General features: G+C 47.6%; 26 protein-coding genes and 1 pseudogene. 20 read left to right on the top strand and 7 right to left on the bottom strand.

Annotated elements, in window-relative coordinates; all coding sequences use genetic code 11:
• Positions 1–29 precede the first annotated feature (29 nt).
• Positions 30–1,274, top strand: coding sequence for an MDR family MFS transporter (locus tag KYJ26_RS11420; protein WP_219167392.1), 1,245 nt, complete (start codon positions 30–32; stop codon positions 1,272–1,274).
• A gap of 62 nt (positions 1,275–1,336) precedes the next feature.
• Here KYJ26_RS11420 and KYJ26_RS11415 read toward each other — a convergent pair whose 3' ends face one another.
• The 6 genes from KYJ26_RS11415 to KYJ26_RS11390 all read right to left on the bottom strand — a co-directional run bounded on the left by KYJ26_RS11415 (position 1,337) and on the right by KYJ26_RS11390 (position 8,358).
• Complete coding sequence (locus KYJ26_RS11415) at positions 1,337–2,911, bottom strand: SagB family peptide dehydrogenase (protein ID WP_219167391.1); 1,575 nt, start codon at positions 2,909–2,911, stop codon at positions 1,337–1,339.
• 20 nt (positions 2,912–2,931) lie between these two features.
• Positions 2,932–4,878 (bottom strand): TOMM precursor leader peptide-binding protein, encoded by a 1,947-nt coding sequence (locus tag KYJ26_RS11410; protein ID WP_219167390.1) that lies wholly within the window; start codon positions 4,876–4,878, stop codon positions 2,932–2,934.
• Complete coding sequence (locus KYJ26_RS11405; protein WP_219167389.1) at positions 4,875–6,767, bottom strand: putative thiazole-containing bacteriocin maturation protein; 1,893 nt, start codon at positions 6,765–6,767, stop codon at positions 4,875–4,877. Before KYJ26_RS11405 ends, KYJ26_RS11410 begins: the two co-directional genes overlap by 4 nt.
• 129 nt (positions 6,768–6,896) lie before the next feature.
• Positions 6,897–7,166, bottom strand: a complete 270-nt coding sequence (locus tag KYJ26_RS11400; RefSeq protein WP_219167388.1) for a heterocycloanthracin/sonorensin family bacteriocin — start codon at positions 7,164–7,166, stop codon at positions 6,897–6,899.
• A gap of 213 nt (positions 7,167–7,379) precedes the next feature.
• Positions 7,380–7,841, bottom strand: a complete 462-nt coding sequence (locus KYJ26_RS11395) for a hypothetical protein (RefSeq protein WP_219167387.1) — start codon at positions 7,839–7,841, stop codon at positions 7,380–7,382.
• A 43-nt stretch (positions 7,842–7,884) separates the two neighbouring features.
• The gene (locus KYJ26_RS11390) at positions 7,885–8,358 is read right to left on the bottom strand and encodes a GNAT family N-acetyltransferase (protein WP_219167386.1); all 474 of its coding nucleotides are present in this window, start codon (positions 8,356–8,358) and stop codon (positions 7,885–7,887) included.
• A gap of 131 nt (positions 8,359–8,489) precedes the next feature.
• On the opposite strand from KYJ26_RS11390, the gene KYJ26_RS11385 reads away from it, so the two are divergent.
• The 10 genes from KYJ26_RS11385 (at position 8,490) to KYJ26_RS11340 (ending at position 13,460) form a co-directional block, all read left to right on the top strand.
• Positions 8,490–8,981 carry a GNAT family N-acetyltransferase gene (locus KYJ26_RS11385; RefSeq protein ID WP_219167385.1) on the top strand — a complete coding sequence of 164 codons (492 nt, stop codon included), beginning with the start codon at positions 8,490–8,492 and terminating at the stop codon, positions 8,979–8,981.
• On the top strand, positions 8,971–9,510 hold the full coding sequence (locus tag KYJ26_RS11380; protein WP_219167384.1) for a GrpB family protein: 540 nt from the start codon (positions 8,971–8,973) through the stop codon (positions 9,508–9,510). The genes KYJ26_RS11385 and KYJ26_RS11380 overlap by 11 nt, the downstream gene beginning before the upstream one ends.
• Positions 9,507–10,112 carry a hypothetical protein gene (locus KYJ26_RS11375; RefSeq protein WP_219167383.1) on the top strand — a complete coding sequence of 202 codons (606 nt, stop codon included), beginning with the start codon at positions 9,507–9,509 and terminating at the stop codon, positions 10,110–10,112. Before KYJ26_RS11380 ends, KYJ26_RS11375 begins: the two co-directional genes overlap by 4 nt.
• 8 nt (positions 10,113–10,120) lie before the next feature.
• Positions 10,121–10,306 (top strand): hypothetical protein, encoded by a 186-nt coding sequence (locus tag KYJ26_RS11370; protein ID WP_219167382.1) that lies wholly within the window; start codon positions 10,121–10,123, stop codon positions 10,304–10,306.
• Between the two features lie 36 nt (positions 10,307–10,342).
• Entirely contained in the window at positions 10,343–10,933 is a 591-nt protein-coding gene (locus KYJ26_RS11365) for a VanZ family protein (protein WP_219167381.1), read from the top strand.
• 95 nt (positions 10,934–11,028) lie between these two features.
• Complete coding sequence (locus KYJ26_RS11360; protein WP_219167380.1) at positions 11,029–11,304, top strand: hypothetical protein; 276 nt, start codon at positions 11,029–11,031, stop codon at positions 11,302–11,304.
• A gap of 121 nt (positions 11,305–11,425) precedes the next feature.
• On the top strand, positions 11,426–11,629 hold the full coding sequence (locus KYJ26_RS11355; RefSeq protein ID WP_219167379.1) for a hypothetical protein: 204 nt from the start codon (positions 11,426–11,428) through the stop codon (positions 11,627–11,629).
• A 54-nt stretch (positions 11,630–11,683) separates the two neighbouring features.
• Positions 11,684–12,031 carry a hypothetical protein gene (locus tag KYJ26_RS11350; protein ID WP_219167378.1) on the top strand — a complete coding sequence of 116 codons (348 nt, stop codon included), beginning with the start codon at positions 11,684–11,686 and terminating at the stop codon, positions 12,029–12,031.
• A gap of 145 nt (positions 12,032–12,176) precedes the next feature.
• Positions 12,177–12,965 carry a hypothetical protein gene (locus KYJ26_RS11345; protein WP_219167377.1) on the top strand — a complete coding sequence of 263 codons (789 nt, stop codon included), beginning with the start codon at positions 12,177–12,179 and terminating at the stop codon, positions 12,963–12,965.
• 3 nt (positions 12,966–12,968) lie between these two features.
• Positions 12,969–13,460 carry a hypothetical protein gene (locus tag KYJ26_RS11340; protein WP_219167376.1) on the top strand — a complete coding sequence of 164 codons (492 nt, stop codon included), beginning with the start codon at positions 12,969–12,971 and terminating at the stop codon, positions 13,458–13,460.
• Between the two features lie 119 nt (positions 13,461–13,579).
• On the opposite strand, the gene KYJ26_RS11335 is transcribed toward KYJ26_RS11340, so the two are convergent.
• Positions 13,580–13,855: a DUF4190 domain-containing protein gene (locus KYJ26_RS11335; RefSeq protein ID WP_219167375.1), complete on the bottom strand. Its 276-nt coding sequence runs from the start codon at positions 13,853–13,855 to the stop codon at positions 13,580–13,582.
• 182 nt (positions 13,856–14,037) lie between these two features.
• Between KYJ26_RS11335 and KYJ26_RS11330 the strand changes: the two genes are divergently transcribed.
• From KYJ26_RS11330 to KYJ26_RS11300, 9 genes and pseudogenes are all read left to right on the top strand, one after another.
• Positions 14,038–14,508 (top strand): MarR family winged helix-turn-helix transcriptional regulator, encoded by a 471-nt coding sequence (locus tag KYJ26_RS11330; RefSeq protein WP_257474977.1) that lies wholly within the window; start codon positions 14,038–14,040, stop codon positions 14,506–14,508.
• Complete coding sequence (locus KYJ26_RS11325; RefSeq protein WP_219167374.1) at positions 14,505–16,229, top strand: ABC transporter ATP-binding protein; 1,725 nt, start codon at positions 14,505–14,507, stop codon at positions 16,227–16,229. The genes KYJ26_RS11330 and KYJ26_RS11325 overlap by 4 nt, the downstream gene beginning before the upstream one ends.
• The gene (locus tag KYJ26_RS11320) at positions 16,226–18,085 is read left to right on the top strand and encodes an ABC transporter ATP-binding protein (protein WP_219167373.1); all 1,860 of its coding nucleotides are present in this window, start codon (positions 16,226–16,228) and stop codon (positions 18,083–18,085) included. The genes KYJ26_RS11325 and KYJ26_RS11320 overlap by 4 nt, the downstream gene beginning before the upstream one ends.
• Before the next feature lie 445 nt (positions 18,086–18,530).
• Positions 18,531–18,668 (top strand): annotated as a pseudogene (locus KYJ26_RS24370) (DUF1648 domain-containing protein); the annotation flags it as partial.
• A 60-nt stretch (positions 18,669–18,728) separates the two neighbouring features.
• Positions 18,729–18,968 (top strand): hypothetical protein, encoded by a 240-nt coding sequence (locus KYJ26_RS23960; RefSeq protein WP_257474976.1) that lies wholly within the window; start codon positions 18,729–18,731, stop codon positions 18,966–18,968.
• Between the two features lie 24 nt (positions 18,969–18,992).
• Positions 18,993–19,382 carry a DUF3021 family protein gene (locus tag KYJ26_RS11310; RefSeq protein WP_219167372.1) on the top strand — a complete coding sequence of 130 codons (390 nt, stop codon included), beginning with the start codon at positions 18,993–18,995 and terminating at the stop codon, positions 19,380–19,382.
• A 139-nt stretch (positions 19,383–19,521) separates the two neighbouring features.
• Complete coding sequence (locus KYJ26_RS24220) at positions 19,522–19,701, top strand: VOC family protein (RefSeq protein ID WP_307513836.1); 180 nt, start codon at positions 19,522–19,524, stop codon at positions 19,699–19,701.
• Between the two features lie 87 nt (positions 19,702–19,788).
• Positions 19,789–19,983, top strand: coding sequence for a hypothetical protein (locus tag KYJ26_RS24215; protein WP_307513835.1), 195 nt, complete (start codon positions 19,789–19,791; stop codon positions 19,981–19,983).
• Between the two features lie 226 nt (positions 19,984–20,209).
• Entirely contained in the window at positions 20,210–21,583 is a 1,374-nt protein-coding gene (locus tag KYJ26_RS11300) for an MDR family MFS transporter (RefSeq protein WP_219167371.1), read from the top strand.
• Positions 21,584–21,937 lie beyond the last annotated feature (354 nt).

The following is a 21,937-nucleotide window of genomic DNA, read 5'->3' as shown; positions in this document are numbered from 1 at the left end:
TATACAGTAAATAGAGGAGGGGGAACAACATGAAGTGGAAGGAATTACCTCAAAATATTAAAGTACGGATGATCACGTCATTCTTCAATCGTGCCGTCTCATCCGCCGTCATGCCATTCATGGCGCTGTTCTTTGCACAGGAACTGAATAAAATCTGGGCAGGGATCTTCCTGATCGGGACTGTCGTGATCGGATTTTGCGTCAACCTAGTCGGGGGATACATATCAGACCGTTTTCCCCGGAAAAAAGTTTTGCTGACGACGTCGTGGCTGAATGCCTTGTTTTTCTTGGTGATGACGGCAAGTTTATTTCCAGAAGATAATCTGATCCTGCTGTTTGCAGGTGCTTATATCGGGTTCATCATCACGAGCAGCCTCGGCCGTCCTGCGATGCATGCGATCATTATCGACTCGACGACGCCGGAGAACCGGAAAGCCGTCTATGCTTTGGATTACTGGTTGATTAACTTGTCCATGGCGATCGGTGCCGCCCTTGGGGGACTGCTGTACCTGAACCATCAGACAGAGCTATTCATGATGCTGACCTTCACATCGACAACGATTCCCGTTGCGTATGGGATTTGGCTTCAGGACAACTTTAAGGACCAGCTTCAGAAAAAGCATGCGAATGTGTTCGTCGATCTTGTGAACAACTACAGGGTCGCCTTTAAGGATTCGGCCTTCGTGAAAGTGGTGGCAGGATCGACTTTCATCTTCGCGGCGGAATTTTCCTTGAACAGCTATATCGGGATCCGCCTGGCGGAAACGTTTGAGGCTGTGAGTATAGGGAGTTTCGAGATCGTCGGGGTGAGGATGCTCAGTATCTTGAACATCGAGAATATGCTCTTAGTTGTTTGTCTTACTTTTATCATCAATCGCTATACCGATACGTTGAATAAAAAGCATGCTTTGTTGATCGGGTTGATCCTGTATGGCATCGGCTATGCGACGGTCACATCCGCCAATACGTGGTATCTCCTGATCGCTTTCAACCTGATTGCGACGATGGGGGAACTGATTTACTCGCCGATCCGGAATGCAGAACAGGCGAATATGATTCCGAGCGACAAGCGTGGCTCATATTCTGCTTTTTCCAACCTGTCCTTCAGCGGAGCGGACCTCGTCGCACGGTCCACCATCATCATCGGTGCCTTTTTGATGCCAACAATGATGAGCGTCTACATCGGTTTCATCGTCATGATCGGAACAGTCCTCGTCTATACCGGTTTATTCGGCCGTAGCTGGGTCAAGACGAAAGTGCTGGAAGTGAAGTGAGGGACGGACCTCCAAATTCCCCCAGCCTCAAAATCAAAACGGGAAAATAAAGGTCCGTCCCTCTAATTCATTAAACTACCTTTGAGCCAGGCGCGCTGACGGGAGGGGCCGATGGGTAGTTGGATGAGGGTGGTTTGGTTTTCTGAGTTTAGTTTGTAGATGTGGTCGGTCCGTTTGGTGTCGAATCCAAGGAGTGGATGGCCGCCGAAGCCGAGGGCGGATGATGCGAGGAGGAGGCGCTGGACGAGCATGCCTGCTTCCATTTGCATGATCCGGTAGCCTCTGTATCCTAAGGTGTCCTGATAGGATTTTCGGTTCCCGGTGATATGAAGGCATAGTGGCACCTGAAGCAGGTTGACGTTGTCGAGTGAGAGCCCCTTCTGCAGCTCCAGTCGGAAATCCCCTGTCTGGATTTTCCGCAGGGCATGACGGCTGCTGTCATAGGCGTATGCTCCGTCAGGTACACCTTCTACGTTATAGAAACAGCCAACAATCGACAAACCAACCCCATTATCATAAGGAACCTCGTCAAGATCACTCCGATAAGCATAGGATTGAAGGGCTGTTTTCAATAAAGCCGAAAGCTTCTCCACGCTGACCTTTCCCATCACAAAATCCATTTCCGGGGAATGGCGATTCCTGCACGCTTCCGCGAAATCATACGGAGAGGACTCAACTTCAGGTAAGAGGATTTCGATTCCTCTGCTCTTATCATCAACGCACGGTTTTCCACGTTTATGAAATTCCCCTGTTGACCGGATTTTAGAAGCCTCATTCACCGCCAACAGCATGGGAAACTCTTTTACTCTTTCAGATTTTTCATAGACTTTGAGATCGGCAGGAGGCAACTCCCGACACAACTCCTCAGATCTGACACCCCGATCCATCACGCTTCTCCCCACAGCCCAATTTGTTGCCTCAACCGAAAGGGGAATGACGGCATAGACACTTTCTTCTTCATCAGACACTCCGACCAACCGGTTGATGCTAGCATCCAGAAATTGAGCATACACCCCCGACTCGAATCCGAACTGTTTGGACGTTTCCAGCAGCTGTCCCATGAGGACGCCGGCATCGAGTCCCTGCAGCCGGTAGGAGAAGTTATTGTATTTGAAATAATTTTTCCAAAATCTCGTTGAAATTAAGGCGGTGGCAAAGCAGGATGATATGTCACAGCGGTTGCCGAGTGCCCGTTCCACATAGGAATCGACATTGCCTTCCCGGAGGAGGACAAGCTGATGATGGAGAGGATTATAATGATAGATTCCATGGGGCAGATCATCGAGCTTTAAGTAGATGTACAGCTCATTCGGATACAAGGCCCCTCCCGATGGAGCGAAACGCCGGCTGGAGTGGATGGGGGAGACTTCTTCGCTCCCCGTATCATCGGGATACAGCGACTCGCTCACCCCGCTGATGCCATACACATACCAGAGGAAGTGACCGATTCGTTCCAGGCTAACAGGTCCCGGTCTCCCGGAAAGCGACAAGGGTACTTCCAGGGAAAGGGGGACAGCCGGCAATCCCCTATACAGCTTGTAGGGGAGGGGGGCATCCTCCCAGTCCACTTCAAAACCAGGAAGATTCGCCCGGTTGATATCAAATTGCAGGTTGTGCAGAAAGGATTCGAGACTCATCCTTTTCACCTCTTCCTCCGTTAAGGAAACGGATGGGGTTTCTGATTAAGCTCATCAAACGTCAGCGGCCGGTCGGCATATCCAAGTTCCGCCGGTACGTTCAGGACCCGATCCAGACCGGTCAGGCGGGTGAGATGGTGCCCGAACGTCATGGGGAGCATGCCGGGAATTAAGACTTTCACACAGTGCAGTCCGTTCTTGGTAAGTTCCGGTGCGGTCTGGTCGACGACGATCACATCAAGGTCACGATTCCGGAATGTATCGAGAATCTCCTCCAGATCCTCCGTTAGGTCGATATGGGCAGACGGTTCTTTGAAGGCATTTTGGAAACTCTGCAAGGGACGCTCCTCATCCTGTAAAAAGCCGAATCGCTCCTCAGCCTGAGGCAGACCGTACAGCATGCCGTGGTCATCCATCTGCCTGACAAGGGAGTCATCATCGAGCATTTTTTCATAATCGGCTTTGTTTTTCTCCAGTTTTTCATCGAGATTCAGCATCATCCCGGCGAGCTCCTGGATCGCACTTTTCGCCGCTCTGACGGGATCCAGGTGGGCACCGGCCGCGAGGATCAGGTTCAATCCCGTATCCTTCCTGTTTTTCGCCATGGCAAAAATACTTGGGATGCCGTGCTCCATCGTGGAGTTATACAAATACAGATCATACCCGGCAACCGCCCTCATCCGCTCGATCATGAGCTGAAGCTCTTCATCCTCCGCCGTAAAGGGATCAAGGCGGGGCAGGTTGAGCTCGGCATACCAGGTCATGAGGAAGGAATCCCGTTCGACGACCTCCATGATGCCATAGAAAATCGCTTCCTCCCGGCTTCCGCCGAGGGCACAGCCATTGGACGTTTCGTACACAAAACCGGATGAGCTGCAGCCGAGGCTGTAATAGGAAAGAAGCTCAGGGACGAGAATCGGCCGCTCATCGATGAGGGAATAGCCCCATACCCAGTCGATGGCCCGGTCAGAATCGAACTTTTCAAAAGGAAAACCTTTCATCCTGTACTGCTCATCTGTGTGAACTCCGACCGTGAGGGGATTCAGGGCATGTTCCTCCACGTTCCGGTAGCTCTCACGGACGACGGTCCGTTTGCCGCGGGGCTGCAGTCCGCAGTGACGCTCCAACCCTTCAAGGATGGCCGTCAGTTCACTATCCGAGTATACCTGTGTCCGGCCAGCCGTCCCTTCATCGCCGGAGAGCATCGGCATGTTCACGCTCGCATCGGCAAAGGGGGTGACAAGGTCATACATTTTGCTGTTAAAAAGGCCGGTCCGGTTATCCAGGTAGTCGCTGACAAGGACCTGCTTCAACTCATCGAGGGGAGTGCACCGGAAACTGTCTGACCGGATCTTCCGACTGGGCTGAAGGGTGATTCGTGCACGTTCCGGTGCATCGTCCGGGATCCCACTGCACACCGGACAGAGGGAATCGGGAACGAATGAGTGCCACGAGGTGTTCAATGTTTTTAAATCGGTGAAGCATACCCGTCCCTCGGCGGATGCCTTTTTCCCTTGGAGGATCCGGGAGGCTTCTGCTGACACGATATGAGTCAAGTGAAGGAAACCGATCCCGGATGCCCATGGATCTCTCGTCATACCGCCTTCTTCCGCGAGCTTTTCCTGAACCTGCCGCATCTCATGCCGTTCCTTGCCGCCAAGGAGACGCCTGAGATCGGCACATTGGGAGCAGCCTGGTTTGTCCGGCAGAACCAGTGGTCCGATGATTCCTTCTCCAAACGCCACGAAGCCTCTCAGCCATGGGATTGAAAGCTGCCTCATCACTTCTTCGGTCCGTTGGTGAACAGCCGGATTCCACGCGTCATCCAGGACGAGGGCCAACTCCGTATTGGCCGGGAATGTCGCCTCCACACTTTTTTGCCGGAAAACGGGGTAGCGGACTGATAATTCGGAGCATACCGAGTCCGCCAGCATCCCGTCCCCGACGATTACGACGAAAGAGCTCATGTCGTTCCCTCCTCTCGCAGCAGTACACCGAACACCCCTGTAAGCTCCTGTTTTAAAATGGGTTCGATATTCAGTTCATACATGACGAGTTTTAAGTCATTCCGTTTCAAGGTTTGGAGTGCTTCGCTCGCAAACTCGTTGCTCGGCGGTATGCTGATTTTCTCCGCTTTCCCTTCTGCCAGTGTAACGGCAACAGGCTGTGTGGCACGGGTATCATTTTGAAGTTGAAAGAGTGCATGTTGAAGAGCGTTCCTCAGAGCGAGGGTGACGTTTAACCCCGTATGGCCATACCAGCCATTTTTTCCACGAACATAAAGGACAGGGAAACCAGAAACCTCTTCCCCCAATCCGATTTCCGGGGGCTTTCCACCAAGTGTGGTCAAGGCCTTCAGATAAAATTGGCATTTCTCATCCTCGACATGATCAAGCTCAAGACGGCACACCCTACTGCTCCGAGCAGATTCTCTCTTTCTCAATCGATCCGTCAGGCACGTCTGAACACCGCGTCCGACACATTCTGAAAACGTCGCTCCTGCTGCGATGGCTATAAATTCCCCTTCCTCATGGGGGACGAGCAATCGGCCGAGTCCTGATGCATACATTTCAATTCCACATAATCCTGCTTCCCGCCGTGCCTCTTCATGGGTTAAGCCGCTACAAATCACTTCCTCCAGCAGCTTTGCTGGTCCAGGGGACATGACGTCCACCGGCTGGACACGGCATTGAGCGAGAGGAAGCTGCTTCGTGTCCCCTTCTTCCCAAACATGAAGAATCCCCGTTTCTTTTGATGAGAGGCGTGTAAAGAGATACAGCACTTTTTCTGGATCGGTTTTTTCAGAGTTCTGTTCCAGACGCGCTTCCGGACTGTAAATCGTTTCCGCTTCCATCAATCCCGTTTCAAGGGGATGGGGGAGGAAGGAATGCCAGCTGCCTTCAAGGGTTTCGGTATTTAGCAGATAGATTCGATTTCTCTGTGTGGATGTTGAAACGCCTGTTAGCTCCTTGAACAACTCAAAGACAATCATGTTCGCAAGCATCGCTCCTGGAACCGCCGATTCAACATGCGTATGGTGCTCGTTCCGCAACGCAGAGGAATGGAGCCGTCTCCATGCGGATTCCCATCCGGCCTCAGAGTCAGCATGGATGATGGGTCCTGCAATGCCTTTCTCCCGATGGCAAAGCGCCGGAATAAGCAGCTTCTTATCGGTTCTGCACAGGGCATGGATGAGGTCGAGTTCCTCCTGGTCTTCCTTTTGACTGATATATAAAATCGAATCGAATGGTCTTAAAGTCTCCCGCCATCCACCGTGGCTGAAGGGGACTTCGAGAAGGTCGATGTCTGGATCCGATTTACGGGCATGTTTCACAAGCTCCGTCAGCCGGCGTCTATTCGTCGGACATTCATCGGTTATCAGCACCTGCACCTTCGGGATCCCCGATTCCAACAGGGAGGAAACGAGAGAAGTCAGGAATGGGCCGGATCCGACCGCCAGGACATTGGCCCCGCGGAACGTTTCAAATCGTGAAGCACCCGAGCCCGCCAGACTGTCGACAAACTCGATTTGTGAAGCAAACTTCTGCACAATATGGGGATGCAGCTCATGAGGCTGATCCCGGCTTACGTCCCGGACAAATCCGTTCTCAAGCAGCACCTCCGCGATTTCCATGACTCTATTTTGATAAGGCTCGGGCAGTCCGTTGGTTAAATACTCAAGAGAATATTCCCCGTTGAACATCGGCAGCAGCTTCTCCACCCACTGATCAATCCCGCTTCCCTGCATTCGGAAAGAGCATTGGTTATTCCTGAAGTAAACACCGCTGTTTGGTTCAGGGAGGTAAAACGTATCCCTTTTCACTTTTAACATCATAGAAGGGTCCAATTTCGTCATAGTGCTCCTCCTTACCTCCACAAATGTGACTATCATTATCATCGTATGACAGCCAATTTGTCCCTTATGTATAAAGAAAGACCCCTGCATGGACTCATGCAGGGATCTCTTTGAAGTATTAACCGCTGACTAACGACCGCAGCGTCCACATCTGCCGCATCCGCCACATCGGCCACAGCCACCGCATCTGCCGCACCCTCCGCAACGGAAGCATCCACCACAGCCGCCGCATCCGAAGCAGCTGAAGAAGCAAGCAAACCCAAATCCGAAACAGCCCCCAAATCCAAGGAATAGCCGCTCATCATTCGGGTCATACATATTCTGATCCCAGGAAACCGGCTGCGTCGCCTGGAAATCACCTATATTCAGATTCTGAAGTTCATTATGAAAATTATTCATTCTCTCCATTACCTCCCACGCAAAATACCCAATGGCTCTCAACACAAAAGCAATACAAAACTAGGTAAATGCACCAAAAACGTGAACACTCATCATCAACTTATGTCACGAGAGTGGAGAGTGTGAATGATTAGTGAGAGGGACGGACCTTCAAATTCCGAATTCATTAAACCAGAATAATGAATTTTGAGGTCCGTCCCTCCAGCTTGTAATTTAGAATTCAATCCCGACTAAATCCTTCAATTCTTCTAATAATTCCTCATGCACGTCAACGGTTATTAGAGGTTCTCGCGGTGAATCAAATCCACTATAAGAAAAAAGAAAGGTCCCATTTTCCAAAACGTTAAAAGCGAATGGTGCTGCTTTACCCAGTTTCATTTCTTTACCTTCAGAAAAGACGAACATATACGTGTCTGTTGACTTCATCTTATCCATCATCTCGTCCGAACTGATGCTTTTGACTTTAAGCCCCTCTATTTTGGTCAATACTTCCTCGATTTGTTCTTGATCGTGGATCTCCTTGGTCAACTCTTCAGAACTTGTATGGTTTTCTACTTTTTGAATAAATAATGTACCGGCTTTTTCTTTTGGTTCGATTTTCAGCGTTTGTTCGCTATTGGAGCAGCCAACCAAGAGACACAAAAGGATGGATAAAATAAATTGTACGTTTTTCATTCGTAGGGACCTCCTTTCATTTTCTACTATTTTCAGACATGAACTATTCCCAATCCTTCGCCATAATCACAAAACGATACTCCTGCCCCCTGATCTCATTCATAAATTCGTCCCTCACCAGGAATCCCTCTTTCTCATACGTCCGGATTGCCCGCTCATTGAAATCCGCGACGGCGAGCTCCAAATGACTGAACTTCAGCCGTTCCCGACCTTGATCGATGATGGCTTTCACAAAGGCCGATCCTTGTCCTTTGCCTGTCAGGGAAGGCTTCATTTGAACTCCGAGAACCAGGATATCTTTCCCGTCTTCTTCCACATCATAAAACTCACAGTTTCCGATCAGACTCCCGTTTTCGTCCACGACGGAAAAGGCTCTTTCCAGATGAACGCTCTGTTTTAGTCCTTCGATCTTTTCTATTTGACTATTATTATCGTAAAACGAATAGATTCCGTCATACGTCCAGGTAAGAAATTCATTGATATCCTCTTCGGTTCTTCTTCTAATGGTCAGTTGCATGCTAGCTTCTCCTTTTATAGGTGTTATAGACTTTTTTCTAGTTTATCATATGAATTTCTTTATTTTTCCTTTTTTTACAATTTGATCTGTGGTATCTTCCAGTAGAGTACCAGAAAAAGGGGAGAACACGGATGAACGTCGTGTCACTGAAAGAAATACGGAAAGAGAATTTGATTGCATTTTTCCATGAGCATTGGGGAAGTCCTGAGATGGTCATTTCAAGCGGAATCTATGACTGTGCAACTCTAGACGGCTTTGCCGTTTTGAATGAGAATACCGTGATCACAGGTTTGATTACATATGTACGTAAAGACCGAGAATGCGAGATCATTTCTCTTGATAGTTTAGAAGAAAAAAAGGGAATTGGCACGGCCCTCATCAAAGAAGTAGAGAAAATGGCTGCTAGGTCGGATTGCAGGCGAATTACGCTGATCACGACCAATGACAATCTGGCGGCTCTGAAATTTTATCAAAAGAGGGGCTTCGTGATGACGGCGATTCACCGGAATGCCGTGGAGAAAGCGAGGCAGATCAAGCCGGAGATCCCGTTGATCGGAAATGATGGGATTCCAATCAGGGACGAGATCGAACTGGAGAAGGTGGTGACAAGTGATGGAAAGTAGAGATTGGCCGAAGTGGGCAGTGGAATCCATTGAGATTGATGCTCCAAATCCGGGATGGCATGAAGCGGGGAGTGTGGAAGTAACGAGACTCTTAGACTCTTTACGCCCCTTTGGCGTGCTTGAAGTGGAGCATGTGGGAAGTACGGCAATCCACGACCTTCCTGCAAAACCGATCATTGACGTCATGGCGAAAATTCCATCCTTTGATGCCGTGGACGAAATAGCCCTGAAACTTGAAGAGGATGGATGGCATTTTGTACCGGTTGAGCTGGATGACCGGTCGTGGCGGAGGTTCTTCATCAAGGTTGAGGATGATAGGCGTGTCGCCCATCTGCACCTTATGCTGGAAGGGGAAACCCGTTGGGACGAGCAGCGATTATTCAGGGACCGGTTGAACGGAAGCCCTTCTTTAAAAGAAGAATATGCCGAGCTGAAGATGCGTCTGGCGGACCAGTTCTCTGACGATCGGGAAGCGTATTCGAAAGGGAAGGAATCATTTATTAGGAGAGTATTGGGGGATGGGAAATGAATAAACGATTGTTATATATGATGATACTCACCATCGGTTTGCTGCTCTTGGCGTGCAGCGGTGGAAAACAGGAAGTGGTGGAACAGGCCCAGCCCGAAGAGGTAAGTGAAAGTAATGGTAATGGGGAAGAACCATCAGGAGGAACGGATGAAGAAGTGGATTCAGTAGATTTACAAGAAGCAACCTCCGAAGAACAATCGGACACAGAGGAAGACCCTCTTTCTTCCTATCCTTCAGATAAAATTGAATATGCACGCGTCTGGCTGCAGGTGACCGGGAATCAGGACGTAGGAGAGCTGAACGTGGAGCATATTTCAGCCGGGGAGAAGATGAATCCTTATGATGAGGAAAGCGTCGCGTATCCGGAAGACGTCATCGTGCTAAGCGGCAAAGCCATGGCTGATGGCACCGTCACCTACAGCGGCAATGGGGACGGAACGATCAATGTGTACGATGTTCCGTCGCACTGGCCGAGTAGTGAGCAGATCGAGGAGTCGATGGAGGAGTATACGAAGAAGATTGTGGATGGGACGGAGAATGTTTCGGTGGATGCTGGGGAAGATGAAGAGGTTGTGGAGTTGATTGGGAAGATTAGTGGGTAGAGGTGAGAATGAACTTGAAGAAGGGATTCATTTTTTTAGGTTTGTTGATACTTACCGGGTTTGGGACAAGCTTTCTCATTCGTTTTCTCCGTGATGGTGACGTTTACCCGGTTGAATTAGTCATGAGTTTTGTGGGAGTAGTCATGATTTGTTTTGGTTATTTTCTACAAGAAGGCGATAGGGACGGTTCCTAACATACAAAAGAATATATATATAACGAGGTCAAAAGAATGATTCTAGTGAATGGAAATGTCGTCATAATCCCGGCGGTTATCCTGTATATGACGATACGGGGCATTGTAGTTGGGAGGAAATATAAGAACCATGTTCCAATCCAATGGCTAAAGGAAATGATCCACTTGCTATTTATTGTATATATCGGATTTGTCGTATCGGTGACGTTATTTCCTTTCCCAATCGGATTTCCAACACAATCCCATCACCTATTATTTTCGATTAATGTAGTTCCCCTGCTATCAGTCATCCATGATATTAGTCAAATTGGAACCGCTTATAGTGGAGACGTATACTTCATGATTACCCTCATTGTTCGAAACGTGGGAGGGAATATTTTAATGTTTATGCCGTTAGGGTTTTTGGTTCCTTTATTATGGGAAAAAGCAAAATCCCTAAAGGTTGTTATCAAGATTGGGCTTGTTGTGTCGGTCACGATTGAATGCTTACAGCTACTCGAATCCTTCAGTGGTGGATGGGGACGGGTCACAGACATTGATGATGTCATTTTTAATGTGTTGGGTAGCATTTTGGGGTACATGGTGTACGTTCTGATTATGAGAATCGGAGGTAGGAATCAGATTTAATTGATGAAAATGAAGCCGCGGGGACAGGTCCCCTGGCCCCATTTCAGTAATAGAGCCGAGGGACCTGTCCCCATGGTTCCGGATAGGAGGATCGTATGAAGAGTGAAACGAAAGAAACGAAAAGGAATCTCTTGCGGATCGTCCCTCTTGTGATCATTCTCCTTATTTCTTTGAGGTATTTATTTGATGAAGATCCTTTCAATGACAATGTTGGCTGGTTTATGATGATCCTGTTTTGGATGTATAAGGGTTTGTTCGATCTGTTTGAGGATAAACGAGATGGGAATACGAAGTCGATGGTTGGGAATATCATCTTTGTCGTCGCTGGATTTGGAATTTTGCTTTGGAAGGGTGTTACATCCTTTTCCTAATAAAGTGAAGCGCCACTGTGCTTATTCGGTGTATTCTTCATGTGGTTCAACGGCTGATCCATTGGTATGATAGAATGAAAGGTTCAGTTGGAAAAACTGCATCTAAAGGAGCGAATGCAAAATGGCCATCATCACCTTTCTACTCATCGCATGGATCCTCACTTGGTTTAAGTTCCAGCATTTATTCATCCAAGCCTTCAAAGAACTCTTTAAACTGGACATCACGAATGCGAGCTATTATTTCGTCTTCTTTTGTATCGGTTCATTCGGAGATCTTATTTTATTCATTCAAGGTTCTTATGAAGTGATTTTGCTTAATGGATGATTCTCAGATAGATGGGGAATTCTTCTTAATAGGAATTCAAATAGGAGTGGACGTATGGAATTAGACGGAAGTAAGTTAAAAGACAAAGCCAGGGCCGCTATGAGTAAGTTGAAGGATAATGTGAAAGGGACGTACTATTCGATGGCAGATATCCCCTCATCATCTGTACAGGAGTTGGCGTTTTTTATTCAACTGCACCCGGAGTCCCAAGCAACGAAAAAGGATCTCCTGGGAAACCCGTTTTCCTTTTTCAGACTGAACCTTAACCAGTATGATTTCTACCTGGAAACGAGGGCCGGTCGTATACTCCATCTGGATGGATCGAAAGATGGGAAGCGATTTGTTTCGTATCGGTCCTACCGGGATGCCGGAAAGTTACATTCTCCAGTGAAATTGAGTTGAGAATCGGAAGGACCCTCTTATGTAAAGAGGGTCCTTTTTTAGAGCAGAAGCAACAGAACCGTCCCCATGCTTCCCCCATGCTTCCGTATAAAAGAAGCTCCCTATGGTAATAAAGGTTAGGGACGTCTTATTCTGCAGGTGATCTATGCAAAATTACTCGAACGATAATACTGCCCGATGGTACCGGGCCCATGTAAGTCTTCTGGGTACCACTCAGATTCATCTCAGAAGTCCTTATATCGTTGCCTGGTGGAGTGCGGCTTTTCCAGGTTTCGGTCATCTTCTGCTATCAAAATATCTCAGGGGATTTGTTTTGGTCGTGTGGGAGGTTATCGTCAACATCCAATCAAATGTGAATCTGGCCATGATCTATTCATTCCAAGGAGAAATCGATAAGGCAAAGGATATACTGGATACGCAATGGCTATTGATTTATATCCCGGTGTATATTTTTGGCATCTGGGATAGCTACCGGACGACTGTTGATCTGAATAATGTGTTTATCCTTGCCGATCGTGAAGAACATCGGTTTAACACCTTTAGTATCGGGGCTTTAGAGATTAATTATCTGGATAAACGGAATCCGGTGATGGCAGTGATTTGGTCACTGTTTATTCCGGGTTTGGGACAGCTGTATATTCATAGGATTGTGACGGCTTTCTTTGTCATTGTGTGGGCGGTTGTGTTTTTTTACTATTCTCACGGCCTGGAGGCGATATCCTTATTGTTCTTGGGGGATATCAGTGGAGCTACAGCAGTGATCCACCCTGAATGGCTGTTGTTTTTCCCATCGTTGTACGGTTTTTCCATTTATGATTCATACGTTAACACGGTTGAAAACAATAAATTGTATGAAAAAGATCAGCGTAAGTATTTTTTGGAGAATTACCAATCCCCATCGTTTAACGTATTAAAAGGACAGAAGGTGAAGTGAACGATGCAGCTCTTCTCAACATTCGAGCACACGATACATATCGAGTTGGTGGTTGCCACGCTGGAGAAAAAAGGCATCCCGCAGGAAAACATCTTTGTTGTGCCCCTTGATAACATGATGGAAGAACGGAAAGTATTCGACACGGTGCAGCGATCAGATGGAACGTCATTAATTGACATTGGAGCCGCATTGTCGACGGCCTTTGCTGTCATCGGAGCCAGCATCGGATTTGAGCTGACATGGGGTCCCATTTACTGGGGGCTGATCGGGGCAGCAGTCGGATTTCTTGTAGGGTTCGCCATCCGCCTCTTTACAGAATTGGTGTTGAAAAAGAGAAGAAGGGTACTCAAAGGCTTTCACTCCGAACTGATCATGATTGTCGAATGCAAAGAGGATGAAGGCGAGTTAGTTGAAAACATCCTGTTCCGCCACTTTGCCATGGGCGTGGCGAAAGTGAAGCAAGTCGACGGTTCGGCTTCCGCGGGGCAGGGGTGAATTCGTTTTAAGCTCAATAAGAAAGCGGATCCTGTCCCTCTTTGTGTGTTATCAAAGGAAGGACAGGCTCTTTTATATGGACGTCCTGGGATGTAAGAGAACCTTCCCTCTGAATCCCGTCAAGAAAACGTCATATACGCCATCATCACCCAACAGATGGAAAATAGGATGCCGATGAAACTGAATACAACTCCTGCAATGGCGATATTCCTTCCCTCCTGGTTTGTCCCCTTCACTTCATGTCGGGCAATCAACCCCAATATGACACCTACCAACCCCAGAACCGCACCTATCAAAGGAATGATCACGATCACAATGGATACGATACCCAATATGAATGACGCCACCGCTTTTCCATTCAAGCCCTTCCTTTCAAGCTCGTTCCCAGCATTCATTCGTTTCTCCCCCCTCTAAAGAAAAGTATATGACTCCACCCTATTGAAACATGAGGGACGGACCTTCACCTTTTTTTTATGTCGAAATCATTCCTTTGACTAACTCATCAGAAAGGAATAAACTAAGATAGTTCCATTGTGAACAATTAACTATATTAACAATTAGAAGTGAGGGCATATAGATGGAAAATGAAAGGATCACTCCAGCGCTGCAATTATTGCGTTCCTTTTCAAGGGTGAATAAGACCATGATGCGGTTCGTCCAGAAAACGGCAGCAGACAATGATTTATCCGTTCCACAATATACGATTTTAGTGACGATTGCCCCGGTGAAAGAGATGACTCAAAAGGAAGTGGGAGAGAAGACGTTCCTCCCGAAAAGTACCTTGAGTCAAGCCGTCGAAGGCCTCGTTCAGGCAGGGTATCTGGAGCGGCAGCCGGTGGAGGATAATCGCCGGGAAATGCTTCTTTCCCTGAGCCAGCAAGGGGAGACGATGTTAAAAGGCATTCACAAACAGGAAGGAAGCATCCATCAGCTGACGGCAGGGGCTGTCGGAACGCTTTCGGAAGAAGAGTTTACCGGTTTGTTGCGTGCACATGAGCAGATTGCCGACTTCTTTGATGAGAAAGCGAAAGAGGAGGATGCCACATGATCAAGCTCTTGAAACACTTATCGGCGTATAAATGGATGGTTGCGGGGATTTTCGCGCTGATCTTCATTCAATCCATGTCGACCCTTTATTTACCGACGCTTATGTCTGACATCATCGACAAGGGTGTCGTTGTCGGGGACATCCCTTATATATGGAAGATTGGCGGATTCATGCTCGTCGTGTCCGCTCTCGGTGCAGTGGCTTCCGTTGTGGCGAGTTACTACTCGTCTAAAGCGGCCATCGGGTTGGGACGTGACGTCCGTCGAAAGCTCTTTTATCATATTGAAAAATTTTCCCTGCAGGAATTTGATGAAGTCGGGACGGCTTCCCTGATTACGAGAACGACGAACGATATCACACAGGTGCAGCAGGTTGTGATCATGATGCTCAGGATGATCATCAGTGCGCCAATCATGCTCGTCGGCGGGATCATCATGGCGGTGTTGATGGATGCGAAGCTATCACTGGTCATTATCCTGACGATGCCGGTGTTGGTCGGATCGATCCTGCTGATTTTGTATAAAGGGATTCCTTTGTTCCAGACCGTCCAGAAAAAGCTCGATCAATTGAACCTCGTGCTTCGTGAAAACTTGACGGGTATTCGCGTCATCCGCGCCTTCAACCGTGAGCCGGAAGAAAAGGAGCGCCTGAAGCACACGAACAAGGAACTGACCGATGTGTCAATCAAGGTGAACAAAATCATGGCCTTCATGATGCCGGTCATGATGCTTGTCATGAACATGACCGTCGTCGCCGTCATCTGGTTCGGGGGGATCCGCATCGATAACGGCGGGATGCAGATCGGGGATTTGATGGCCTTTATTCAATACGTCATGCAAATCATGTTTGCCCTGGTGATGGCGTCGATGATGTTCGTCATGGTGCCACGTGCCGATGTATCGGCGAAACGGATCAATAAAGTACTTGAAATGAAGCCTTCTTTTGAAGATAAAGGAACAAAACAAGCAAATGTGAAACAGGGAACGTTGGAATTTGATTCGGTGACGTTCCATTATCCTGGTGCCGAAGAGCCAGCTCTCTCTGATATCAGCTTTACTGCGAATCCGGGTGAAACGACAGCCATCATAGGCGGTACCGGTTCTGGGAAAACGACGCTCATCAACCTGATTCCGCGCTTTTATGAAGTGGCGAGTGGAACCATCCGGGTGAACGGCGTGGATATCAGAGATGCTTCCCAGGAGGAGGTTAGATCGAAGCTCGGGCTCGTCCCACAGAAAGCGACACTCTTCACCGGGACGATTGCGGAAAACATCCGTTTTGGAAAAGAAGATGCGAGTGATGAAGAGATAGAAGAAGCTGTTCGGATCGCCCAGGCGGAAGAATTCGTCAGCCGAATGGATGGAGGCTACGGTGCCGAAATCGAGCAGGGCGGATCCAATCTCTCCGGAGGTCAGAAACAACGGCTTTCGATTGCACGGGCACTGGTCCGGAAGCCGGATATCTATCTCTTTGACGACAGCTTCTCGGCCCTGGATTACAAAACCGATGCCAGGCTCCGTGCCACCTTGAAAAAAGAAACCGGGGACGCAACGGTGCTCATCGTCGCCCAACGGGTCAGCACGGTGGTTGATGCCGATCGGATCATTGTTCTGGAAAAAGGAAGAGTAGCGGGGATCGGTACCCACCAGGAGCTCCTTGCCACCAATGAAGTGTATCAGGAAATCGTCTCATCACAGCTTTCAGAGGAGGAATCTGCATGAGTAAGGAACGAAAACCTCAAAGAGGCGGAGGTCACGGCGGATTCGGTCCGGGCGGTGGCAACATGATGATGATGGGACAGAAGCCCAAGAATTTCAAGGCCACGCTCAGGCGTCTCATCGGTTACTTAAAGCCTCGCCGCGGGCAGCTGATCGCTGTTCTTTTTGCCGCCATCTTAAGTACCGTCTTTGCTATCATCGGTCCGAAGATCATGGGTAACGCCATCACGGAGTTATTCGAAGGGGCTTATGCAAAATTCAAAGGAGTGCCCGGTGCCGGGATCGACTTTGGCAGAATCGGTGAAATCCTGCTGCTGCTTGCAGGACTTTATGTGTTCAGCAGCATCTTCAATTTTATCCAACAATATATCATGTCAAGCGTTGCCCAGCTTACGGCGTATGACTTAAGGGAAGATGTGAATCAGAAGATTGAAAAGCTACCCCTGAAGTATTATGACGGCCGTCCGAACGGAGAGACCTTGAGCCGGATGACGAATGACATCGATACGATCTCAAGTACGCTTCAGCAAAGTCTGACCCAGTTCATCACGTCGATCGTGACGATTGTCGGGATCATTATCATGATGCTCTCCATCAGTCCTTTGTTGACGCTCATTTCTGTGGTAAGCTTACCGGTTTCCGTGTTCGCGATTCGTCCGATTTTGAAACGGTCACAAAAACACTTTGCCGATCAACAGCGAACGCTTGGTCAACTGAATGGGCATATTGAAGAAATGTTCACAGGTCATCAAGTTGTGAAAGCGTTCGGACATGAAAAGAAAGCCGGTGCCGAGTTCGATTCGGTGAACGATGAATTATATGAAGCAGGAAGCAAAGCACAGTTCATTTCCGGTATCATCATGCCAATCATGATGTTCATCGGAAACATCAGCTATGTGCTCATCAGTGTCGTCGGGGGGATCCTCGTCACGAATCGGGCGATTTCCATCGGGGATATCCAGGCGTTCATCACGTACACGCGCCAGTTCACCCAGCCGATCACCCAGACGGCGAACATCGCGAACATCATCCAATCAACGGTGGCAGCGGCTGAACGGGTATTTGAACTGCTCGATGAGGAAGAAGAAGTGAAAGAAGAAACCGTCGCACACCTTTCCCGTCCGAAAGGCGAGGTTGTGTTTGAACAGGTCGACTTCGGGTATGGCGAAAATCTGTTGATCAACGATATGAATATCCATGTGAAGCCTGGCCAGACGGTTGCCATCGTCGGACCGACCGGAGCGGGTAAAACGACTCTCATTAATCTATTGATGCGATTCTACGAACTGAATGATGGAAAAATCAAGATCGATGGCATTGATACGAGGTCCGTCCCTCGAAGTGAACTGAGAAAAAGCTTCGGGATGGTGCTGCAGGATACGTGGCTCTTTAAGGGGACGATCAAGGAGAATATTGCTTATGGTAAGACGGGGGCAACGGAAGAGGAGATTATGCGGGCGTCCGAGATGGCTCATGCCGATCACTTCATCCGTACGCTTCCGGAAGGCTATGATACGGTCCTGAATGAGGAAGCATCGAATATCTCACAAGGGCAGAAGCAGCTGATCACCATCGCACGGGCGATACTGGCTGATCCGCCAATCATGATTCTGGATGAGGCTACGTCAAGCGTCGATACCCGTACCGAGCTACTAATCCAGCAAGCCATGAACCGGTTGATGGAAGGCAGAACAAGTTTCGTCATCGCGCACAGGCTTTCAACTATTAAGGATGCCGACCTGATCCTCGTCATGGATCAAGGATCTGTCATTGAACAGGGTACGCATGCAGAACTTCTTCGGGAGAACGGTTTTTATGCGGATCTGTATAATAGTCAGTTTGGTGAAGTGGCTGGATAAGGAAGCACGGGGACGGTTCTCCTGCTTCCAAGAAGCAAAGAATGAATTGAATAGTTTGGTGCCTGGCTTTCGGTAGCGATATCGAGGATCAGGCACCTTTTTTTGTTCTTGGAACTAAAGAGAATTCGACACGGCGGCATGATTATGGGGATACTCGCATGATTCCTCTGGATCTCGCACGATTATTCTGAGAGTGGCATGATTTTTCCGAAATCTACATGATTATGTTCTATTTCGGCATGCATCCCTGGCTATATTCCTAGTTCGAGACAGGAGTGGTGGATTGAAAGGTGTTATGAGAGCAAGTTTTAAAAATAATGAAACGAAATACCGAGTGAATAGTATATGGATATAGACAAATATTTCAATTTTTATCCTTTTAATGAAATAAAGTCCAGAGGGGGCGGTACAAACGAAAAAAGAGACTCTTCAGTGGACACTTCCCATTATCTCAACGACCATTCTCATCTATCATGCTTTTCATTTATTTTCTCTTTGGCCCGAGATTCCAGCTACCATCGCAATCCATTTTAGTCATGGAGAACCCGATTACTGGGGCTCAAAATACATTCTGTTCCTGATGCCGATTGTGAGCCTCTTAATCTGGTTCCTTATTGGGTTTTTAGTCAGAAACCCGGAGAAGTTGAACTACATTCATTTAACAGAGGAAAACGAAAATATCCAATATGAACAAGCTGAGAGAGTATTGGTACTTATTCAATACCTTGGTTCTCTTACCTTTGTTTTCTCTAATGAAGCATTATTACATGAGGCAGTTGGAATGGAATCAAGTTGGCCATTTTCCATCGCCATCGTATTATTGGGGATCTGTTTTGTGACACCTATTTATCATTTATTCTGGGCGGCAACATTGAAAAAATAGAAGAGGAAAAGAAAGGACGGTACAATGAATCTATTAAAAAAAGGGCTCATCAGAGGAAGTATCCCATTTATGATCCTGACCATCATTTCGATCTTGCTTACCTTTCAAGAGTCAACTGCTCCCTCGAACGATTACTTTAGCTTAGGTGTTATCGCTTTTTTCCTGGGATTCACAAGTGTCATCTATGAGATTCAACAGTGGCGATTCCTGAAACAGATCATCGTTCATTATCTGGTCATGCTGGTGACGGTTTTCCCTACGCTGCTTTTGAGCGGGATGTATTCCATTGATTCCTTTGAAGAAGTGATAAGCGTTTATGTCCTGTTTAATAAGGTTGGATTATTTTTGTTTTTGATCACTTATTTAATTTCTAAATGGCGTAATCGAGTATATATGAGAGCCCACAACCAATAGGATTTGGTTTTTTTTACTGTGAAAGGGAAGAGCGGAAACCTCTCTTCTCCTTCCATCAAAAGTCTTAGAAAACTTCAACCCAATCTCTGAGGCATCTCCCAAGTGATCAATGTACGATAGATCCAAGGAGGTCGATGACATGATCAAAGGACTATATGAAGCCCATTTACCCGTAAGGAACATGCAGAATACTCTCCATTTTTATCAAAAGCTCGGGTTGGAAGTCGCCCATGAATGCGAGAAGGTTTCATTTGTCTGGATTGAAAAAGGGAAGAGCTGGCTTGGTTTGTGGGAAGCTGATCAAGTGAACATCCCGTAACATCCGTCCATTAGGCATATTGCCTTTCGGGTTGAAGCGGAAGATATCATCGCTACGAAGGAGTGGTTAAAGGAAAGAGGGATAGAGGTGAGGGAAGCGTTTGCTTTCTCGCCTGATCGTCAACCTCTTGCGCTGCCAAATCATCCACAGGCCCATGCTTGTCTTTATTTTCAGGATCCAGATGGAAATTCCCTGGAGTTTATTGCTCCTCTGAGGTTAGATGATGAAGAAGAGTTTTCAATGATGTCGCTGGAGGAATGGTGTAGCAGGAAAAAATTATAGGGACAGGTATCTCGGACTCTGAGGTACCTGTCCCTGTGGTTTCATTCTATGCAACGGAAGCATGGGGACGGTTCTCTTGCTTCTAAAAAAGAATATCTTCTCTGCACTTCCCTCGAATTCTATCATCTGCCTCTTACTCATTTAAATGATAAGATAAGAATGAGATTTTTTACCGATTTAATATAGAAAGAAACCGAAGTTTAGCAGAAGAAAGGGATAGGACAAAATGAATCAAGAAACCAAACAAAAGTCTGTTGTCTTTGCTTTATTAATTGCCACGTTTCTCACGGCTATTGAAGGAACGATCGTCAGTACAGCGATGCCGAAGATTGTTGAGGATCTGGGAGGAAGTGAGCTGTATACCTGGGTCATCTCTGTTTATCTGCTCGCCATTGTGATCAGTACGCCTGTCTTTGGGAAGCTGGCTGATTTATTCGGAAGGAAGATTATGTTTACCATTGGTGTGAGTATTTTTCTAGCTGGTTCCATGCTTTCGGGATTATCGCAATCCATGGAGCAGCTGGTTCTGTTCCGCTTGATCCAAGGGATTGGAGCAGGGGCGCTCACTACCCTTCCGTTTACCATCATCGGTGATGTGTTTACATTTGAAATGCGGGCCAAAATGCAGGGATGGATGAGCAGCGTGTGGGGGATCGCCGGTATAACGGGTCCCCTCGCAGGCGGTTTTATTGTCGATACGATTTCATGGCACTGGATCTTCTATATGAATCTGCCGTTTGGAATTGTATCCCTCTTCCTGTTATGGACGTCGTTAAAGGAAAATATAGAAAAGAAGAAACACAGAATAGATTATAGCGGGATCTTCACGTTTGCCGTCAGCATAACCGCTTTTCTGTATGCGTTAACGTTATTGAAGGAACAGAAGCAGGTGACAGGAGGAATACTCACGTTACTGATTATAGCTGCCATTGGAATCAGTTTATTTCTTTGGATTGAATCCAAGGCGGAGGAACCAATGCTACCACTGACGCTGTTTAAAAATCGTTTTATTACGATTTCGACGATTGCCGGGTTTATGCTTGGCTTCATTCTGGTAGCCGTTACGTTCTATATCCCATTATGGGTTCAGGGTGTCACCGGTTTAAATGCAACCATGTCCGGTGTGACGATGCTTACGATGTCGATTACCTGGCCGTTTGCTGCGGTGCTGTCGGGAAGATTAATGGCCAAAACCTCCATCGGAAGAATTACCGTTATGGGGATTTCCGTCATTACGGCAGGATGTCTGGGATTAGTCTTATTGACTGAACATACGCCCGTTCCTATGATGATGGTTGTCACGGCCTTCATCGGATTTGGATTTGGATTGTCCCTCACGGCCTTCACAGTGGCGGTTCAGTCCTCTGTTGAATGGAAGGTGCGCGGAGCTGCCATGGGGACGTTCAACCTTATGAGGAACCTCGGACAGTCCATCGGGATTGCGGTTTCCGGCCTGTGGCTGAGCGATCAGTTAAGCGGCCATGTCTTAGAGGCAAGTCTGCACACCGTCTTTATGATTCTGGTGGCATTAGGACTGTGCGCAATCGTGACAGCAGGTATGCTGCTCGGTGAGAAGGGGAGACAGCTTTCATTGAATTAGGAGGGAGCATAGGGATGGTTTGTACAATTCTCCTGCTCCAGGGTCTATCAGTGCCGGATCTCAACATAGAGATCCGGCACTTTTTTTATGATCACAATTGAAGAAGGTTCGGCAAAACGGTAGGATTGAATTCTTACATTTCTCTAAAACTTCTAATTAGACCGCATTCTGCATAATTTGTAATCCTATCGCTTTCTAGTGGTGGATCACGGTTGAAAGTGTATAGCTGCTTTAGAGCTTTCAAGAACTGTCCAGTATCATTTTTCAACATTTCCCATCAAATCTGTAAATCTGAGGCGAATGCATTCTTATACAAAGGAAGCACCAGAACCGTCCCCTTGCTTCTTTTGCTTC

This window comes from Rossellomorea orangium, from assembly GCF_019334305.1.
Taxonomy (GTDB): Bacteria; Bacillota; Bacilli; order Bacillales; family Bacillaceae_B; genus Rossellomorea.
This window is presented reverse-complemented; position numbering and strand designations above follow the sequence as displayed.

Coding starts and splice junctions, on each gene's coding strand:
- KYJ26_RS11420 (WP_219167392.1), top strand. CDS start 30: ATGAAGTGGAAGGAATTACCTCAAAATATTAAAGTACGGATGATCACG.
- KYJ26_RS11415 (WP_219167391.1), bottom strand. CDS start 2,911: ATGAGTCTCGAATCCTTTCTGCACAACCTGCAATTTGATATCAACCGG.
- KYJ26_RS11410 (WP_219167390.1), bottom strand. CDS start 4,878: ATGAGCTCTTTCGTCGTAATCGTCGGGGACGGGATGCTGGCGGACTCG.
- KYJ26_RS11405 (WP_219167389.1), bottom strand. CDS start 6,767: ATGACGAAATTGGACCCTTCTATGATGTTAAAAGTGAAAAGGGATACG.
- KYJ26_RS11400 (WP_219167388.1), bottom strand. CDS start 7,166: ATGAATAATTTTCATAATGAACTTCAGAATCTGAATATAGGTGATTTC.
- KYJ26_RS11395 (WP_219167387.1), bottom strand. CDS start 7,841: ATGAAAAACGTACAATTTATTTTATCCATCCTTTTGTGTCTCTTGGTT.
- KYJ26_RS11390 (WP_219167386.1), bottom strand. CDS start 8,358: ATGCAACTGACCATTAGAAGAAGAACCGAAGAGGATATCAATGAATTT.
- KYJ26_RS11385 (WP_219167385.1), top strand. CDS start 8,490: ATGAACGTCGTGTCACTGAAAGAAATACGGAAAGAGAATTTGATTGCA.
- KYJ26_RS11380 (WP_219167384.1), top strand. CDS start 8,971: ATGGAAAGTAGAGATTGGCCGAAGTGGGCAGTGGAATCCATTGAGATT.
- KYJ26_RS11375 (WP_219167383.1), top strand. CDS start 9,507: ATGAATAAACGATTGTTATATATGATGATACTCACCATCGGTTTGCTG.
- KYJ26_RS11370 (WP_219167382.1), top strand. CDS start 10,121: ATGAACTTGAAGAAGGGATTCATTTTTTTAGGTTTGTTGATACTTACC.
- KYJ26_RS11365 (WP_219167381.1), top strand. CDS start 10,343: ATGATTCTAGTGAATGGAAATGTCGTCATAATCCCGGCGGTTATCCTG.
- KYJ26_RS11360 (WP_219167380.1), top strand. CDS start 11,029: ATGAAGAGTGAAACGAAAGAAACGAAAAGGAATCTCTTGCGGATCGTC.
- KYJ26_RS11355 (WP_219167379.1), top strand. CDS start 11,426: ATGGCCATCATCACCTTTCTACTCATCGCATGGATCCTCACTTGGTTT.
- KYJ26_RS11350 (WP_219167378.1), top strand. CDS start 11,684: ATGGAATTAGACGGAAGTAAGTTAAAAGACAAAGCCAGGGCCGCTATG.
- KYJ26_RS11345 (WP_219167377.1), top strand. CDS start 12,177: ATGCAAAATTACTCGAACGATAATACTGCCCGATGGTACCGGGCCCAT.
- KYJ26_RS11340 (WP_219167376.1), top strand. CDS start 12,969: ATGCAGCTCTTCTCAACATTCGAGCACACGATACATATCGAGTTGGTG.
- KYJ26_RS11335 (WP_219167375.1), bottom strand. CDS start 13,855: ATGAATGCTGGGAACGAGCTTGAAAGGAAGGGCTTGAATGGAAAAGCG.
- KYJ26_RS11330 (WP_257474977.1), top strand. CDS start 14,038: ATGGAAAATGAAAGGATCACTCCAGCGCTGCAATTATTGCGTTCCTTT.
- KYJ26_RS11325 (WP_219167374.1), top strand. CDS start 14,505: ATGATCAAGCTCTTGAAACACTTATCGGCGTATAAATGGATGGTTGCG.
- KYJ26_RS11320 (WP_219167373.1), top strand. CDS start 16,226: ATGAGTAAGGAACGAAAACCTCAAAGAGGCGGAGGTCACGGCGGATTC.
- KYJ26_RS11310 (WP_219167372.1), top strand. CDS start 18,993: ATGAATCTATTAAAAAAAGGGCTCATCAGAGGAAGTATCCCATTTATG.
- KYJ26_RS24220 (WP_307513836.1), top strand. CDS start 19,522: ATGATCAAAGGACTATATGAAGCCCATTTACCCGTAAGGAACATGCAG.
- KYJ26_RS11300 (WP_219167371.1), top strand. CDS start 20,210: ATGAATCAAGAAACCAAACAAAAGTCTGTTGTCTTTGCTTTATTAATT.